This is a genomic window from Yoonia sp. (genome assembly GCF_017854415.1).
Lineage (GTDB): Bacteria > Pseudomonadota > Alphaproteobacteria > Rhodobacterales > Rhodobacteraceae > Yoonia.
Map to the genome: position 1 here is coordinate 1 of NZ_JAFMHR010000064.1, position 17,026 is coordinate 17,026.

17 protein-coding genes are annotated in these 17,026 nt (G+C 55.9%); 12 read left to right on the plus strand and 5 right to left on the minus strand.

Features of this window, described 5'->3' with window-relative positions; translation table 11 throughout:
- The 8 genes from QZ197_RS08840 to QZ197_RS08875 all read left to right on the plus strand — a co-directional run.
- Positions 1 to 1,256: acetylornithine deacetylase/succinyl-diaminopimelate desuccinylase family protein (locus tag QZ197_RS08840; RefSeq protein ID WP_296431531.1), on the plus strand; the 1,256-nt coding region annotated here is incomplete at its 5' end.
- A gap of 97 nt (positions 1,257 to 1,353) precedes the next feature.
- On the plus strand, positions 1,354 to 2,829 hold the full coding sequence (locus tag QZ197_RS08845) for an ABC transporter substrate-binding protein (RefSeq protein WP_296431533.1): 1,476 nt from the start codon (positions 1,354 to 1,356) through the stop codon (positions 2,827 to 2,829).
- 38 nt (positions 2,830 to 2,867) lie between these two features.
- On the plus strand, positions 2,868 to 3,380 hold the full coding sequence (locus tag QZ197_RS08850; RefSeq protein ID WP_296431534.1) for an N-acetyltransferase: 513 nt from the start codon (positions 2,868 to 2,870) through the stop codon (positions 3,378 to 3,380).
- Entirely contained in the window at positions 3,377 to 4,321 is a 945-nt protein-coding gene (locus QZ197_RS08855; RefSeq protein WP_296431535.1) for an ABC transporter permease, read from the plus strand. The genes QZ197_RS08850 and QZ197_RS08855 overlap by 4 nt, the downstream gene beginning before the upstream one ends.
- The gene (locus QZ197_RS08860; protein ID WP_296431536.1) at positions 4,318 to 5,133 is read left to right on the plus strand and encodes an ABC transporter permease; all 816 of its coding nucleotides are present in this window, start codon (positions 4,318 to 4,320) and stop codon (positions 5,131 to 5,133) included. Before QZ197_RS08855 ends, QZ197_RS08860 begins: the two co-directional genes overlap by 4 nt.
- Positions 5,130 to 6,710, plus strand: a complete 1,581-nt coding sequence (locus QZ197_RS08865; RefSeq protein WP_296431537.1) for a dipeptide ABC transporter ATP-binding protein — start codon at positions 5,130 to 5,132, stop codon at positions 6,708 to 6,710. The genes QZ197_RS08860 and QZ197_RS08865 overlap by 4 nt, the downstream gene beginning before the upstream one ends.
- An 18-nt stretch (positions 6,711 to 6,728) precedes the next feature.
- A complete protein-coding gene (locus QZ197_RS08870) occupies positions 6,729 to 7,466 on the plus strand; it encodes a glucose 1-dehydrogenase (protein WP_296431538.1) in 738 nt (245 codons plus the stop codon).
- Positions 7,450 to 8,478: a P1 family peptidase gene (locus QZ197_RS08875; RefSeq protein WP_296431539.1), complete on the plus strand. Its 1,029-nt coding sequence runs from the start codon at positions 7,450 to 7,452 to the stop codon at positions 8,476 to 8,478. The genes QZ197_RS08870 and QZ197_RS08875 overlap by 17 nt, the downstream gene beginning before the upstream one ends.
- Here QZ197_RS08875 and QZ197_RS08880 read toward each other — a convergent pair.
- From QZ197_RS08880 to araD, 3 genes are read right to left on the minus strand one after another with little or no spacing between them, the layout of a single operon-like run.
- Positions 8,475 to 9,650, minus strand: coding sequence for an FAD-dependent oxidoreductase (locus tag QZ197_RS08880; RefSeq protein WP_296431540.1), 1,176 nt, complete (start codon positions 9,648 to 9,650; stop codon positions 8,475 to 8,477). The genes QZ197_RS08875 and QZ197_RS08880 overlap by 4 nt on opposite strands.
- 12 nt (positions 9,651 to 9,662) lie before the next feature.
- Positions 9,663 to 10,571, minus strand: coding sequence for a Gfo/Idh/MocA family oxidoreductase (locus QZ197_RS08885; protein ID WP_296431542.1), 909 nt, complete (start codon positions 10,569 to 10,571; stop codon positions 9,663 to 9,665).
- Positions 10,571 to 12,328 carry an L-arabinonate dehydratase gene (araD, locus tag QZ197_RS08890; RefSeq protein WP_296431544.1) on the minus strand — a complete coding sequence of 586 codons (1,758 nt, stop codon included), beginning with the start codon at positions 12,326 to 12,328 and terminating at the stop codon, positions 10,571 to 10,573. The genes QZ197_RS08885 and araD overlap by 1 nt, the downstream gene beginning before the upstream one ends.
- 71 nt (positions 12,329 to 12,399) lie before the next feature.
- Between araD and QZ197_RS08895 the strand changes: the two genes are divergently transcribed.
- Positions 12,400 to 13,149 carry a class II aldolase and adducin N-terminal domain-containing protein gene (locus tag QZ197_RS08895; protein ID WP_296431546.1) on the plus strand — a complete coding sequence of 250 codons (750 nt, stop codon included), beginning with the start codon at positions 12,400 to 12,402 and terminating at the stop codon, positions 13,147 to 13,149.
- Here QZ197_RS08895 and QZ197_RS08900 read toward each other — a convergent pair.
- Complete coding sequence (locus QZ197_RS08900; protein WP_296431548.1) at positions 13,146 to 13,820, minus strand: methyltransferase domain-containing protein; 675 nt, start codon at positions 13,818 to 13,820, stop codon at positions 13,146 to 13,148. The genes QZ197_RS08895 and QZ197_RS08900 overlap by 4 nt on opposite strands.
- Positions 13,821 to 13,846: 26 nt before the next feature.
- On the opposite strand from QZ197_RS08900, the gene QZ197_RS08905 reads away from it, so the two are divergent.
- Positions 13,847 to 14,707, plus strand: coding sequence for an SDR family oxidoreductase (locus tag QZ197_RS08905; protein ID WP_296431549.1), 861 nt, complete (start codon positions 13,847 to 13,849; stop codon positions 14,705 to 14,707).
- Here the strand turns inward: QZ197_RS08905 and QZ197_RS08910 are convergent.
- Positions 14,673 to 15,329, minus strand: coding sequence for a hypothetical protein (locus tag QZ197_RS08910; protein ID WP_296431550.1), 657 nt, complete (start codon positions 15,327 to 15,329; stop codon positions 14,673 to 14,675). The two genes, QZ197_RS08905 and QZ197_RS08910, sit on opposite strands and share 35 nt — an antisense overlap.
- Before the next feature lie 135 nt (positions 15,330 to 15,464).
- Between QZ197_RS08910 and QZ197_RS08915 the strand changes: the two genes are divergently transcribed.
- Positions 15,465 to 16,247: an ion transporter gene (locus QZ197_RS08915; RefSeq protein WP_296431551.1), complete on the plus strand. Its 783-nt coding sequence runs from the start codon at positions 15,465 to 15,467 to the stop codon at positions 16,245 to 16,247.
- A gap of 216 nt (positions 16,248 to 16,463) precedes the next feature.
- Positions 16,464 to 17,026, plus strand: a 563-nt coding sequence (locus QZ197_RS08920; RefSeq protein WP_296431552.1) for a hypothetical protein, incomplete at its 3' end; no start/stop codon positions are given.

Below are 17,026 nucleotides of genomic sequence, written 5' to 3' on the forward strand. Positions count from 1 at the left end.
CCGCCATCACTGCCCGCCGCGACGATCTGATCGCGCTGACCCAAGACCTGATCCGCATCCCCACGCTGAACCCACCCGGCAACAACTATCGCGAGATTTGCGAGTATCTGGACCGCCGCTTGCGCAAAGCCGGGTTTGAGACTGAACTGATCCGCGCGCACGGCACACCGGGGGACAGCGACAAATACCCGCGCTGGAATATCGTTGCCCGGCGCAGCGGCGGACATGCTGGCGATTGCGTGCATTTCAACAGCCATACTGATGTAGTCGAGGTCGGCAATGGCTGGACCAAAGATCCGTTTGGCGGCGAATTGCTGGACAGCAAAATCTACGGGCGCGGCGCTTGCGACATGAAAGGCGGGCTAGCCGCATCGATCATCGCCGCCGAAGCCTTTGTCGCCACGCACCCCACCTATCACGGCGCAATTGAAATCTCTGGCACTGCGGATGAAGAATCCGGTGGCTATGGCGGCGTCGCCTATCTGGCCGAAAAGGGCTATTTCGACCCTACCCGTGTGCAACACGTCATCATCCCCGAACCGCTGAACAAAGATCGCGTTTGCCTTGGTCACCGTGGCGGCTGGTGGGCCGAGATCGAGACATTCGGCGAGATCGCCCACGGTTCCATGCCCTTCTTGGGTGACTGCGCCGTACGCCACATGGGGGCGGTGTTGGACGAATTCGAAGACAAACTATACCCCGCCATGGCCGCCCGCACGACTGAAATGCCCGTCGTGCCCGAAGGGGCACGTTCATCAACGATGAACATCAATTCGATCCACGGCGGGCAACCCGAACAAGACGCTGACTATACTGGCCTGCCGGCGCATTGCGTGCCGGACAGTTGCCGCATTGTGATAGACCGGCGGTTTCTGGCTGAAGAAAACATCGACGATGTACGCGGCGAAGTGCGCGGCTTGCTTGAAGGGCTGAAAGCCAACCGCGACCGTTTCGACTATGATCTGCGCGAAATGAACGTCGTGCTTCCAAGCATGACCGACAAAGAGGCCCCCGTGGTCCGAGTGATCGCAGCGGAAATCGAAAAGGTGCTGGGCAAACCAGCGCAGTTCGTGGCTTCACCGGGGACCTACGACCAAAAACACATCGACCGGATTGGTAAGCTGAAAAACTGCATCGCCTACGGGCCGGGGATATTGGAACTGGCGCATAAGCCGGATGAATATGTGGGCGTTGAGGATATGATCGACAGCGCCAAGGTGATGGCGGGGGCTTTGGCAAAGATTTTGAACCCGTAGGTCGGCGTTCTCCCCGACACATTCCACACGTCGCGGAGTAGGACTTGATTTGCCCCCGTTTAACATTGAAACTGGCTGCAAATATTGGGGGACCCAAATGTATCACATCAAGACAATCGCCGCAGCAACGGCAATCGCACTTTGCGCGCCTGCTGCCCTTGCCCAAGACAGCATCACCGTTGCAATTCAGCTAGAACCGCCGAACCTTGACCCGACAGGTGGCGCCGCACAAGCCATCGATAGCGTGCTTTATTCCAACATCTTCGAAGGTTTGACCCGCTTTGACGCGGACGGCGCGATCATCCAAGGGCTCGCCCAAAGCTGGGATATTTCGGACGGCGGTTTGGTCTACACCTTCAACCTTGCCGCTGGCGTGACGTTCCATGACGGCACGACGATGGACGCCGAAGATGTGAAATTCAGCCTTGATCGTGCACGCGCCGAAGACAGTATCAACGCGCAAAAGGGCCTGTTCGCAGGTATCACTGATGTCACCGTTGTCGATCCGCTGACGGTCCAAGTCACGCTGGACCAGCCCAACGGTAGTTTCCTGTTCAACATGGCATGGGGAGACGCGGTCATCGTGGCCCCTGAAAGCATCGAAAACATCGCCTCAAACCCGATCGGCACTGGCCCGTTTACCTTTACCGATTGGGTGCAAGGCGACCGCTTGGAAATGACCCGCAATGAAAGCTATTGGGGTGCGGCACCCGCTTTGGCCAGCGCGACGTTCCGCTTTATCTCTGACCCGACGGCAGCGTTTGCCGCTGTGATGGCAGAAGACGTCGACGTCTTTGTCGGCTTCCCCGCCCCTGAAAACCTGCCCCAGTTTGAAGCCGATCCGCGTTTCCAAGTGCTTGTCGGCAACACCGAGGGCGAGACGATCTTGTCCATCAACAACAAGATGCCACCATTCGATAACATCCTTGTCCGTGCTGCAGTGGCAAGTGCGATTGATCGCCAAGCCATCATCGATGGCGCGATGTTCGGCTATGGCACGCCAATCGGCACGCATTTTGCACCGCACAATCCGGACTACGTCGATCTGTTAGGTAATTCGCCCTATGACCCAGAAGTCGCGCGCGCATTGCTGTCCGTCGCAGGCTACCCAGACGGGTTTACGACGACTTTGAAGCTACCACCTCCATCCTACGCGCGGCGCGGTGGCGAAATTATCGCGTCGCAACTGCGCGAAATCGGGATCGAGACCGAAGTGTCCAACCTTGAATGGGCGCAATGGATCGAAGAAGTGTTCACCAACAAGGACTTTGGCCTGTCGATTGTTAGCCACACAGAACCGATGGACATCGGCATCTACGCCAACCCTGACTACTACTTCCAGTATGACAACCCCGTTTTCCAAGCATTGATGGAAGAACTGAACGCGACAACAGACCCCGCAGGCCGTAGCGCATTGCTAGTCCGCGCGCAGACAATCATCTCCGAAGACTACGTCAACGGTTACCTGTTTGAACTGGCTGTCGCGACTGTCGCTAAGGCTGGCATCAACGGATTATGGGTCAATCAACCAACAGCCGCGGTTGACCTGTCCGGCGTCAGCTGGAGCAACTAAGACAATGCCCCCCGCAAGGTCCTTTCGGGGGGCAACTCATGATCTCTGACGTTGTGATCAGGCCAGAGCGGCCAGAGGACGCGCAGGCGATCCACGACCTGACACGCGATGCCTTTGCACCGATGAGCTTTAGTGACGGCAGAGAGGCAGGCGCGATCGGCGTAATGCGCGACGCCAGAGAGCTGACGCTTTCACTTGTGGCCGAAACAGACCGCATCATTGGGCATGTGGCATTTTCCCCCGTAACAATCATAGATGCGCAAGGTGACTGGTATGCCCTTGGGCCCATCGCAGTTGATGCTGCTTTCCAGCGCCAAGGGGTTGGATCACAGCTTGCGCGCATGGGTCTGGATCAGTTGAAACAAGCGGGGGCTGCGGGGTGCGTTCTTACTGGGAACCCTGATGTTTATCGCCCGATGGGTTTTTCAAATGACCACGCGCTAACGTATGGCAAGCTCAACCCGAACTACATCCTCTACATATCGCTCGACGGCACCATTGCAGGTGGCGAGATCACATTTGTCCCCGCCATGCACGAGGATCACCCATGATCCGCTACGTCTTGGGCCGCCTGATATCGCTGGTGATCAGCCTGATCGTCGCCTCCATCGTTATTTTCGCAGTGATTGAAGTGATCCCCGGTGATCCTGCCGCGTTTATGCTAGGCGTGAACGCCCGCCCCGATACGATTGCGGCATTGCGGGCGGAAATGGGTCTCGATCAGCCGGTTATCTTGCGGTATTTCAACTGGGTCACAGGCATGCTGCAGGGCGACTTCGGACGCTCTTGGACCTACAAAACACCTGTTGCGGATCTTATCTCGGACCGTATCTGGGTGTCGCTGCCACTGGCTATCTACGCACTTTTCCTATCCACAATCATCGCTTTTCCGGCGGGCATCTATGCAGCCAGCCGTCGCGGTGGCGCAGGTGACATCACCATCATGGGGGCCACCCAATTGGGCGTCGCAATCCCCAATTTCTGGTTTGCAATGATCCTTGTGCTGCTCTTTGCCATCAACCTGCGTTGGTTCAGCGCGGGTGGCTTTCCGGGCTGGGATAACCCGCTGCAGGCGATCAAATCGCTAACATTGCCCGCCATCGCCCTTGCCCTGCCCCAAGCGGCAATCCTTGCACGCGTCATGCGATCTTCGCTGCTGGATATGCTAGGCGAGGATTTCATCCGCACTGCCCGCGCCAAGGGCCTAAGTCGTCGCCAAGCCCTGTGGCGACACGCGGTGCGCAATGCATTGATTCCCGTGCTGACGATCATTGGCTTGCAGTTCTCGTTCCTTCTGGCAGGCGGCATTATCATCGAGCAGATCTTCTTCCTTCCAGGCCTCGGGCGTCTGATTTTCCAATCCATCAGCGCGCGCGACCTGATTGTCGTTGAAAGCGTTGTGATGCTGTTGGTGTTTGTGGTGATCTTGGTGAATTTCGCAGTCGATATTGCCTATGCTGCTGTTGATCCACGGCTTAGGACCAAGACATGAACCGCAATCTGATCATTGGTTCTACGCTTACAGCGGTATTTTTGCTGCTGGCGGCAGCATCCTTTTTCTGGACGCCCTACGATATTCAATCCCTTGATATCCCCAACAAACTGCAATCCCCCAGTGGGGGAAACCTGCTGGGCACAGATCATTTCGGGCGCGATATTCTATCAATGATTATGATGGGCGCGCGAACGTCCATCGCTGTAGCGCTTGTCGCGGTCGGGATTGGTATGGCGATTGGTGTGCCGCTTGGGCTGCTGGCCGCCGCACGGCACGGATCGTTGCTGGACGAGCTGATTATGCGCGGCAATGACCTCGTGTTCGCCTTTCCCTCGCTCGTGATCGCGATCCTGATCACCGCCGTTTTCGGTGCCTCTGCCGTTAACGCAATCATCGCGATCGGTATCTTCAACATCCCCGTTTTTGCGCGTCTTAGCCGTGCAGCAGCCCTACCATTATGGGAACGTGATTTTATCCTTGCCGCCCGCGTCTGCGGTAAGTCCCCGACCCGCATATCGATCGAACACATCCTACCAAACATGACCAACCTGATGATCGTCCAAGGCACGATCCAGTTCAGCCTTGGCATCTTGGCAGAGGCCGCACTGTCTTACATCGGCCTTGGCGCACAACCACCGACGGCAAGCTGGGGACGCATGCTGGCGGACGCGCAAACATTGGTTAGCATTGCACCGCACACTGCATTGGTTCCCGGTTTTGCAATCTTATTGATGGTCCTCGGTTTAAACCTGATGGGCGACGGGTTGCGCGACTGGCTTGACCCGCGCATTCGGGTAACGCGCGCATGACCTTATTGGCAATCAAAGACCTGTCCCTGACCATCGACGACACGCATATCTTGCATGATGTAAGCCTTACAGTCGCGCACGGCGAAATCGTTGCGATTACGGGGGAAAGCGGGTCGGGCAAATCCATGACCGCCCTTTCCGTGATGGGTCTGCTGCCCCACAACGCCAACCCAAGCGGGTCGATCACATTGAACGGCACCGACATTTTGCAAACCTCGGAGCCCGATCTGTGCAACATGCGTGGCAACACGATGGGCATGGTTTTTCAAGAACCTATGACGGCACTTAACCCCGTTCAAACTATTGGCGCACAAGTGGCCGAAACGATCCTGATCCACGAAAAGACCAGCAAGGCCGACGCACAGAAACGGGCTGCTGCAATATTGGAACGGGTGGGCCTTAAAGTCCCGCCCTCACGCTACGCGCACGAATTGTCCGGCGGGCAACGCCAGCGCGTCGTCATTGCCATGGCCATCGCGCTGCGGCCCAAACTGCTGATCGCGGATGAACCGACCACCGCGCTTGATGTCACCACCCAAGCCCGCATTCTTGATCTGTTGCGCGACCTTGTGCGCGAATTTGATATGGGATTGCTGATCATTACCCATGACCTTGCTGTCGTGGCAAACCTCGCCGACCAAATCGTCGTGATGCAAAAAGGAAACGTGGTGGAGGCGGGTGCGACCGCACACCTGCTAGCCCACATGCAACACCCCTATACCAGAGCGCTGTTCGGCGCCTCCAGCCATATGGTTGAACTTCCCCCAACGCTCGCATCATCACCTTTGCTTGCTGTGACAAACGTCGCGCGCGATTACCCTATGGCGCGAAAAACACCGCTTGGCCCGCGCCCGATGTTCCGCGCACTCGAAGGGATCACGTTCCAGATTGACCAAGGCGAACGCATTGGCCTCGTTGGTGAAAGCGGCTGCGGAAAATCGACCCTAACACGTGCTATTTTGGGTCTGGAGGACGTGCAAAGCGGCACGATCACGGTTGACGGTGCACCCGTCTTCACTGGCAAACAGCCGAATTTGGACGTCCGGCGCAAGATGCAGGTCGTGTTTCAAGACCCCTACAGCAGCTTTAATCCGCGCCACCGCGTAGACCGCTTGATCACTGAACCCTTTCACCTTTTACCAAATCCACCCACTGGAACCGCGCGCGACGAAGCCATCACAAACGCACTGCGCGACGTCGGTTTGTCACCAGATGACGCGACCAAATACATCCACGAATTTTCCGGCGGGCAACGCCAGCGCATCGCGATTGCGCGCGCCCTGATCATCGAACCCGCGCTGATTATCTTTGACGAGGCTGTGTCCGCCCTCGACGTATCCGTGCGTGCGCAGGTCTTGGACCTAATTGCCGATCTCTGCCGTAAACGCCCGTTGGCGTATCTGTTCATCAGCCATGATTTATCCGTTGTACGCACGGTCACCGACAAGGTTATGGTGATGAAAGCAGGTAAAATCGTTGAACAAGGCGAAACAGAGACTGTTTTCACCAACCCGCAACACCAATATACACAAACCCTGATCGCGGCAGCACCCAAGCTCCCAGCAATTACGGTCTAACAGCGAAAAGGATCACCCATGCGACTTGCAGGAAAAACAGCAATAGTCACCGGCGGCGGGTCCGGCTTTGGCGCAGGGATCGCGCGTAAATTCGCGGCAGAGGGCGCGCATGTCTTTGTGGTCGACATCAACAGTGACGCAGCCAGCATCATCGCAGATGAGGTTGGCGGCACAGCCGTGACTTGCGACGTATCAAACGCCCTATCGGTCGGCGCGTTGGCAGAAACTGTTCTGTCCAATGGTCCACTGGATATTTTGGTAAACAACGCAGGCGTCACCCACTTGCCCAGCGCCATGGAAGACGTGACCGAGGCCGATTTTGATCGCGTCTTTAACGTCAATATGAAGTCTGTGTTCCTGCTTGCTCGCGCCTTTGTCCCGCATTTCAAAGAACGCAAGACCGGCGTGATCTTGAACGTGGCCTCAACCGCTGGGGTCTCACCGCGACCGCGTCTGAACTGGTATAATGCATCCAAGGGCTGGATGATCACGGCCACAAAAACGATGGCTGTCGAATTGGCCCCTGACGGTATCCGCGTGAATGCCATCAACCCTGTCGCAGGTGACACACCGCTATTGAAAACCTTCATGGGCGAGGACACACCAGAAATGCGCGCCAAGTTCCTGTCGACCATCCCAATAGGCCGATTTTCTACACCAGAGGACATGGGTAACGCCGCCTGTTTCCTATGCTCAGACGAAGCCAGCATGATCACCGGCGTCGCAATGGAGGTGGACGGTGGACGCTGTATATAAACCCGGCAAACGCAATCTGATCACTGATGTGGCGGGCCTCAAGGTTGGAAACGCGCAGGATGATCATATCAAAACTGGCAGCACAGTCTTGGTCGGCGACATGCCTTTCAAGGCCAGCGTGCACGTCATGGGCGGCGCACCGGGAACGAAAGAAACCGACCTGCTAGCCCCTGATAAAACAGTGCAAGACATCGACGCATTGGTTCTATCAGGCGGGTCTGCCTTTGGGCTGGACGCTTGTTCGGGCGTCATGGACGGGCTGCGCGATATGGGCCGCGGATTTGCGATTGGGCCAATGCGCATCCCAATCGTTCCCGGTGCGATTGTCTTTGACTTGATCAATGGCGGCGACAAAAGCTGGGGCGAAAACCCTTACCGTGCATTGGGGCTCGACGCGCTTGCGGCGGCCAACGAAGACTTCGCCATTGGTACCGCTGGCGCTGGCACGGGCGCGTTCGCTGCAATGCAAAAGGGTGGATTAGGGTCTGCTTCACTGGTTCTGCCCGATGGTACAACCGTCGGCGCATTGGTTGTCGTTAACGCCTTGGGCAGTGTCACAACTACGGGCGACACGCATTTCTGGGCCGCTCCATTTGAGATAGACAGCGAATTCGGCGGCGCAGGTCCCGACCCAAGCGCAGGCCACGTTAGCCCACAACCCAGTCGCAAAGAACGTGCGATGATGATGCAAGCCACCCAAGGGGCCAATACGACAATTGCGATTGTCGCGACCGATGCGCCACTTTCCAAAGTTCAATGCCACCGCCTTGCTGTGACCGCCCATGACGGCATGGCGCGCGCGATTGTACCTTCGCACACGCCACTGGATGGGGATTTGGTATTCGGGGTCTCGACCGGATCAGGCGACCCCGTTGATCAAACTCAATTCCGCGAAATCGCCGCTGCTGCTGCTGTCTGCCTAAGCCGTGCAATTGCGCGCGGCGTTTTTGAGGCATCGCCCGCAAGTAACGACCTGTTGCCGACCTATCAGGAAATGAATCCCAAAGCTTAGGCGTGAAACACGCCCTCGTATATCTCGCTTGGAATGGTCCCGCCTGACGCCACAAGTGCGCCCAAACGGCCCAACTCATCAGCGCATTTCGCACCTGCCCCATTGCCAGCGGTCAACACCATAAGCCGGTCCGTTTGATGATAGATAAGAGGGTTGCCATGCGGCGTAAAACAAGTGGAACAGCTACCCGTCGTGACGGCGCGGTACGCCAGATCAGGCATCAAACCTGTCAGCAGCGTTTCCAAGAACCGTCCGACATCCGGATCGCCATCGGTGCGAAACCAATCCTTCATCTCGGCCACATTATGCAATTCACGGTCCACCGGATCACCGCCAATTTTGATGTAGGTCTTGCCGTCAGGATAGCGCACAGGCGGCAAAATGTAGGGATCAGTCACTAAATCAGGAGGCAGATAAACGACCGACGGCATATCACGCAACCGCGCGGCCTCTGCGTCATCCAGTTCGAAAAACGCAATCGTGCGGGCATATGCAGTCAGCGGCAAAGGGTCCGGCAAAAGCCCTTCGGCCTTTGAAAACGCACCGCAGGCGACCATCGCCTTTGCGCCCATGATCACCTGACCGTCAATGCAAACTGCCTGTACGCCGTCCGTGCCTTCGACTAGCTGCGCCACTTCTGTTTGGTAGATGGTCACACCCAACTTTTCCGCTGCCGCAATCTCGGCGCGGACATGAGCGCGGGGGTCAATCCAGCCAGCGTCATCCGCTTCATGCAGGGCAAGTATGCCGTCAGGAAATGCAAAATAGGGAAACCGATCGCGTAAAGCGGCACCGCGCAAGGCAGTATGCGTGATCCTGTCTTGTTGTGCGTTGCGCTGGGCGGACTGAATAAAATCACTGCCTGCGCCGTGTTCTGGACCAGCAATAATCGCACCAACCGGGGCGAAAAATGTCTGTTCACCTTGCTGCGCAACCTCGGCATAGCGCGCGATTGCCGCTTGCGAAAACCGCGCCCAATTTTGGCGACTGTCCAACTTGCGCGTAATCCGGGCGGCATCATAATGGCTGGCAAAGACGCCAGTGTGATTGTGTTTCAGTTCAGGCTCGGCTGGCCCAATCAACGCAACAGTTGCGCCGTCTTTGGCCAAGTGCCGCGCCGCGGCACTGCCCATCAGGCCCGCACCAACCACAATCACATCAAAGGTCGTCACTGCCAAAGCGCCCTAGAAATGAAACGGATCAACTACGATCCGTTTGCCCAGCGTCAACGCATCAGCCACGTGCAACATCGGGGATAAATCCACCTCTGACGTGCCCGATGCAACCAACTCTGCCATACGCGCATAAAGTGCTGGATATTCTGCACGCGGGCCACCGATCACCTTTTCGCCGTCGATCAGCAACCGCGCACCGCCGTCATGCAGGTTCAGCGTACCTTGGGTGGTCTCAACCGTGATATCCCAGCTTTGCGGACCCTCTTGGCGCCAGTCGAAATCACCAGTTACATTCTTGGTCCATTGCATCTGCGCCGCGATCGGCGTGTCGCAATTGGATGGGAAAAGTAAATCAGCAGATCGCAGATGGATCGGCATCGGCAGGATTTCCGTGATGATCGACAGCGCATTACTGCCCGGATCAAAAACGCCCATACCACCGGGTGCAAACACCCAATCCTGCCCCGGATGCCAGCGGCGCACGTCCTCTTTCCAGCTGATATGCGCACCAGTGATCTGCTTGTCCGCAAGCCAAGCTTTCGCGGGCGCAACCCCTTCAGCCATGCGGCTGTGCCATGTGGTGAAAAGCGTCACTCCGGCTGCTTTGGCCATATCCGCCAGCGCATAGACTTCTGCCAATGTCGCACCGGGAGGTTTTTCAAGCATCACATGGCGACCAGCAGCAATGGCTTTGGCGGCATATTCATAGCGCGGAACGGGCGGTAGACAGAGCGAGACAACGCCAATATCGGGACGCTCTGACAGCATCTGATCAAAGTCAGTGAAGGCCTGTACACCATCAACCGTGCCCGCACGACTGACCGTCGCAGCCAATTCCCAATCATCACTCGCGTTGATCGACGGCACATGTTGATCGACCGCAATTTTGCCGATCCCAACAAGACAAATTGCAGTCATTAGTGTGCTTCTTTACCAACAGCATTGCCGCGATAGCCAACAAGAAAGTCGAAATCAGCGCCTGTATCAGCCCCCATCACGCGGTCATGGTAAAGCATCGCATAGCCGCTTTCGGGACGCGGGTTCGCGCCTGATTTCTCGGAAGTCCACGCCGCCATGCGCGATGCCAATTCTTCGTCCGTGATATCCAAGTGAATGCGGCGGCCAGCAACGTCGAGTTCGATAATATCGCCATCCTGCACGACGGCCAAAGGTCCACCAACAGCGGCCTCAGGCGACGTATGCAGCACCACTGTGCCAAACGCCGTTCCAGACATACGCGCATCAGAAATACGCACCATATCGGTGATACCCTTTTTCAAAATCTTGGGCGGCAAACCCATATTACCCACTTCTGCCATGCCCGGATAACCGCGCGGGCCACAGTTTTTCAATACCATGACGCAGGTTTCATCAATATCCAGATCATCATCGTTGATGCGGGCTTTGTAGTCGTCGATGTCTTCAAACACGACAGCGCGGCCCGTGTGTTGCATCAACTCTGGTGTTGCAGCCGAAGGCTTAATCACCGCCCCACCCGGGGCCAGATTGCCGCGCAGCACGGCGATACCGCCCGATTGGGTCAGCGCCTTTTCAACGGGTAGGATCACGTCCTCATTCCAGTTTTTGACATGTTTGACCTCGTCCCACATGGACCCACCAGACACGGTCAGAGCGTCTTTGTGCAGCAAACCCGCCTCGCCCAGACGCTTTATCACGACAGGCAGTCCGCCCGCATAGAAGAATTCCTCCATCAAGTATTTACCCGATGGCATCAGGTTCACGATCGTCGGTACGTCACGGCCCAAACGATCCCAGTCATCAAGGTTCAATTCAACGCCTTTCGTCCGCCCAGCCATTGCGAGCAGGTGGATCACCGCATTGGTTGACCCGCCAATCGCAGCATTTGTGCGGATCGCGTTTTCAAACGCGTCCTTGGTCATAATATCAGAGGGTTTCAGATCGTCCTTGACCATATCGACAATGCGGCGGCCTGTCAGATGCGCCATCACACGGCGGCGGCTATCGACTGCAGGAATGGCCGCGTTGCCAGACAGGGCCATGCCCAGCGCTTCGGCCATCGACGCCATTGTGCTGGCGGTGCCCATCGTGTTGCACGATCCGGCCGAGCGGGACATTGACGCCTCTGCTTCGACGAATTCTTCGGCGGTCATTTCACCCGCGCGCACCGCTTCGGAGAACTTCCAAAGATGCGTGCCGGAACCCACGCGTTCACCGCGGAACATGCCGTTCAGCATTGGACCACCTGATACGACAATGGCAGGTAGATCGACCGATGCGGCCCCCATCAGCAGCGCTGGTGTGGTCTTGTCACAACCCGCAAGCAATACGACGCCGTCCATCGACATGCCGCGGATCGCCTCTTCGACATCCATTGCGCACATGTTGCGGTACATCATCGCCGTTGGGCGCAAACTGCTTTCGGCGGGTGAAAACACGGGAAATTCCACCGGGAAACCGCCTGCTTCATAAATCCCGAATTTTACCTTCTCCGCCAGATCGCGCAGGTGCGCATTGCATGGCGTCAACTCTGACCATGTATTGCAAATCCCGACCACCGGACGCCCATCAAGCAAATCCGCAGGCAAGCCTTGGTTCTTCATCCATGACCGATGATAGATAGCATCCTTGGATGATCCTCCAAACCATTCTTGCGAACGCAGCTTGCGGGGCCATTTGGCTGGCTTGAATGTCATATCAGGACTTCCTTTGATGGGTGTGTTGCATCATCATTAACGCGCACCACATCCAATTCCAAGGAGCCGTCATGAACCAGCACACACAAAATATGACCCACTGGTCCGAGCGCGTTGATCTAGCGGCGGCCTTTCGCTGGACCGCACGTCTCAACATGCATGAAGCAGTCGCAAATCACTTTAGCTTTGCGATCAATGATGAGGGCACCAAATTCCTGATGAACCCCAACCAGATGCATTTCAGCCGGATCAAGGCCAGCGATATGATCGTGGTTGATGCTAATGATCCCGAAACGCTGTCGGGTCCAAATGCGCCCGATCCGACCGCATGGGGACTGCATGGCGGCATCCACCGGCATGTCCCGCACGCGCGCTGCGCGATGCATGTGCATTCAGTGTTCGCGACCGTTTTGGCGGCCCTCAAAGATAGCCGTCTTCCCCCGATCGATCAAAACTGCTGCACCTTCTTCAACCGCTACGTGATTGACGAAGGCTATGGCGGTTTGGCGTTCGAAGAAGAAGGCGAGCGCTGCGCGTCGCTATTCACCGATCCTAAAAAGCGGGTGATGATCATGGGGAACCACGGCGTCTTGATCATCGGCGAAACGGTTGCGGAAACCTTCAACCGGATGTTTTATTTCGAGCGCGCGGTGGAGACGTATATCCGCGCCTTGCAGACGGGTCAGGAACTGCGGGTTTTGTCAGATGACATCGCCGAAAAGACAGCGCAAGAATTGGAAAGCTACCCCGAACAAGATTTGCGGCATTTGGCAGAACTCAAAGCGATCTTGGACGAAAAGAAATCGAATTACGCGACCTAGACCGCGTGTTCGTCTGGCGACGCCTTACGAAAAACCAATAATAATGCCCTGTCGTTGCCATGTTTTTCATCCGCGCGGTCATCGTAAATCCGCACGTCCCGTATCGTTAATCCCGTAATCCGGTCCCCAAATTCTGCTAAGGCTGCTTCAAATCCGGCGGACACATAATGCGCGGCATTTACAGAAATCACGAAAACCGCGCCACTGGCCGCGATGTTTAACAAGTGACCCAGCGCATCTGGCCCGACATGCCCAAGGGTAAAGGTTCCGGCACTTACGACACCCATATAAGGTGCATCAATCAGTTCAAGCGGTTGGGTTACATCGCCGGCATACAGCCCGCGATAGTCCCCTTTCATGCGGGCGATGCACAACATATCTTCGGACAAATCTATGCCATCAATGTCTTTGATATTCATGCGCCGCAAAAGCCCACCAACAAGACCCGTACCGGCACCCACATCCAAAACCGGACCCATGCCGCCTGCACCAACGAATGCAGCCGCCACTTTGCGAGGCAGTTGATAGCCTTGCGAGTCGCTAAAGACGACGTCGTAGCTATGCGACCACGTGCGATACAGCGCCTTCACCTCTTCAGGGGAAGACATTGCATAGGCGTCATCTACATTCGGGTTCTTTGCCATGCCAAACGCTAACACAGGCTTGCACATTCTCAAGTCCTTTGGCACGAACAGATATGACCAAAACACTTCTTTCATTCGGGCACGGCTATAGCGCCCGCGCCTTATCCCGCATCCTGCTGCCGCAAGACTGGCGGATCATCGGCACCACGCGGTCCGACGACAAAGCCCCGCGCCTGATGAACGAAGGCATTGAACCGCGTATCTGGCCCGGTGCGGATATGATCCCGGCGCTGAACGCTGCAACACATATCCTGATCTCGGCGGCACCAGATGAGACCGGCGATCCCGTTCTCGCAGAGCTTCGGGATGAGATTGCCAAACGCGCAGATCAATTCGCATGGGTCGGCTATTTGTCGACAACTGGCGTTTACGGCGACCATCAAGGCGATTGGGTCGACGAAAACACCCCCCTGACACCCGCAACCAAGCGCGGTATCGCGCGCGTGAAAGCAGAGGCAGAGTGGGCAGCAATTCCCAGCTTGCCGCTCCATATCTTCCGGCTCGCAGGCATCTATGGTCCTGGACGTGGACCATTCGCAAAAGTGCGCAATGGCACCGCACGCCGCATCATCAAAGAAGGTCAGGTTTTCAGCCGGACCCATGTGGTCGACATCGCGCGCATCGTTGCGGCATCAATCAACAAACCAAACCCCGGTGCGGCATATAATGTCTGCGACAATGACCCTGCCCCACCCGAGGACGTGATCGCCTATGCGGCAGAACTGCTTGGCCTGGCGATCCCCGAGGCCGTTGATTTTGAAACTGCCGAGATGACACCAATGGCGCGCAGTTTTTATGCCGAAAGCAAAAAAGTGCGCAACGACCGGATCAAAGACGAATTAGGCGTAGAACTGTTATATCCCGACTATCGCAGCGGACTTAAGGCGTTACTGGCGCAGGAAATCGGCGCCTAAAGCACCACGCGATACCCGCATAAAGCAACAGCAAAACGATCCCGACAACGGCATTGGTAATGTAGAAAGCCATGCGATCGGCCAGTTCAAGATTATTCAGGAACGGATAGGGTAAACCGCTGGTCACAGTCCCTGCGGGGCTGTCGTTCATTGGCTGCACCACAAACTCTGCCCACAAAACATATACCGCAATCACCCCGATCAGCCACGCAAACGCAACCTTAAGCCTGCGGTAGCTGCGATGCACAAAGATCGTATCAATGACCTGCAAAAGCGGGCCAAACAGATGCAAGTACATCTCTAGATGCCACGCGCCCAATTCTCCGTCAGTGGTCACAGACATGGGGTCCGCAAAATACAGCCGCCAATACAGGAAAACCACCATCGTATTGATGACAGCCGTCATGCAAACAAACCCGTCCCAACGTTTGTCAGAGCGGCCTTCTTCCATTGCCATCATCCGGCTGAACGCAAAGAATGACGCAAAAAGCGCCCAGATTGTCAGGAACCGGAACGGACCCCCAAATGCATCCCATCCACCAAAAATCAGTGTGCGGATGCAATAGCCACCGGCCAGCAGGAACGCTGTCCATCGAAATATCAAACGGGGGTTAAGGGTCATTTAATGCTCACTTTTTAGACAAAGCATGCGCAGGGCGGGCGATCTACGTCCAGTGCAACCTTACGTCTGTCTGGGCACTTGCTGTTGTGTTGTAAACAACCCATATCAAAGGCGCATTTAGCCGAAAGCCATTTTATGACACTGCGCCAGAGAACTGCTGCCTTTTTAGACACCCCATGGGTGCTGAATTTCATCGTCGCGGTGATCATTTTCAACGCCATCATCTTGGGCATGGAAACATCCAAACCGCTGATGGCGTCAGCAGGCGGACTAATCCTGTTGTTGGATAAACTGTGCCTGACAATCTTTGTGATCGAACTTGTGGCAAAGCTATTTGCCCAAGGTCCTCGGTTTTTCCGAAACGGCTGGAACATCTTTGACTTCGTAATTGTCGGCGTGTCACTGATCCCCGGCAATGGCGGGCTGTCAGTCTTGCGGGCGTTGCGTATCTTGCGGGTTCTGCGGGTTATCTCGGTCGTACCATCACTGCGACGCGTCGTCGAAGGTTTCGTGACCGCCCTGCCCGGTATGGGGTCGGTATTTTTGCTGATGGGCATCGTATTCTACATTGGCGCGGTGATGGCGACAAAACTGTTCGGATCAGAATTCCCGCAATGGTTCGGCACGCTTGGGCAATCCGGCTACACGCTGTTCCAGATCATGACGCTGGAAAGCTGGTCCATGGGGATCGTGCGCCCCGTGATGGAGATTTACCCCTACGCATGGGCGTTCTTTGTCCCGTTTATCATGGTGACGACCTTTGCAGTGGTGAACCTGCTGGTAGGTCTGATCGTGAATTCGATGCAGGACGCACATGCCGAAGAAGGAAACGCAGCAACCGATGCGTACCGCGACGAAGTGCTCGCGAAATTAGAGGCGATCGAAAAACGGTTAGACGAGACTGTGACCAAGAAGTGAGAAACGCTTGGGTCGAGCAACGCGGCCCATAATCTGGCCGATATTGCGGAGTAAGAACTCGCAATAGGCGCGCCTCACATGTCTACCCTGCAACCATATTTTCAATTTATGTCAAACTTGCCACAATTTTACCTTAGGTTGCACTCACGTCAGTCAAATCAATGCCCGAGTTACCCAGCTATCTTCAGCTTATAGTAGACCTCTGGAGAACCCGAGATGACGCGATCCAAACAGCTTAAAAGCACGCCAGAACAGAACCGCAGCACGCTTGCTATTCGCGAAAGCAGCGCAAAATTCATCATCGAAGAGCGCGGCAAACAAGAAACTGCACGCCTAGTGATAGAAACAGCGCTTTGTATTATCGTTGGTGTCGTGTTTCTTGGCTCGTTCTTACTGTTCATCTTGCCTGAAATCCCGCTATTCCAAAGCTATTCCGGCATCAGCTTGTCAGCCGTGATGGCCGGTCTTGCTATTTCGCTCTATGCATTTGCAACCCGCGGCTACAAACCGCAGGCTGGTTTCGACAAGGTCAAAAAGCAGTTTTGGATCTGCAAACTAAACTCCAAAGGTCATGCGCGGATCGTCACCTATTTCTCTAAGGCGGACGTTCAAGGTGTTTTCATTAAGCGCCCTAGCGGTGACAATAAAGACGCGGCGCTTTGCGCCCGGATCAAAGGCAAAATTATCCCAATCACACTCATTCGTGGACACCTGAGCGACGTAGAGGCGGCACATCGCGATTTATGTCAGGCGCTGCATGATGTGAACATCGTACTGCC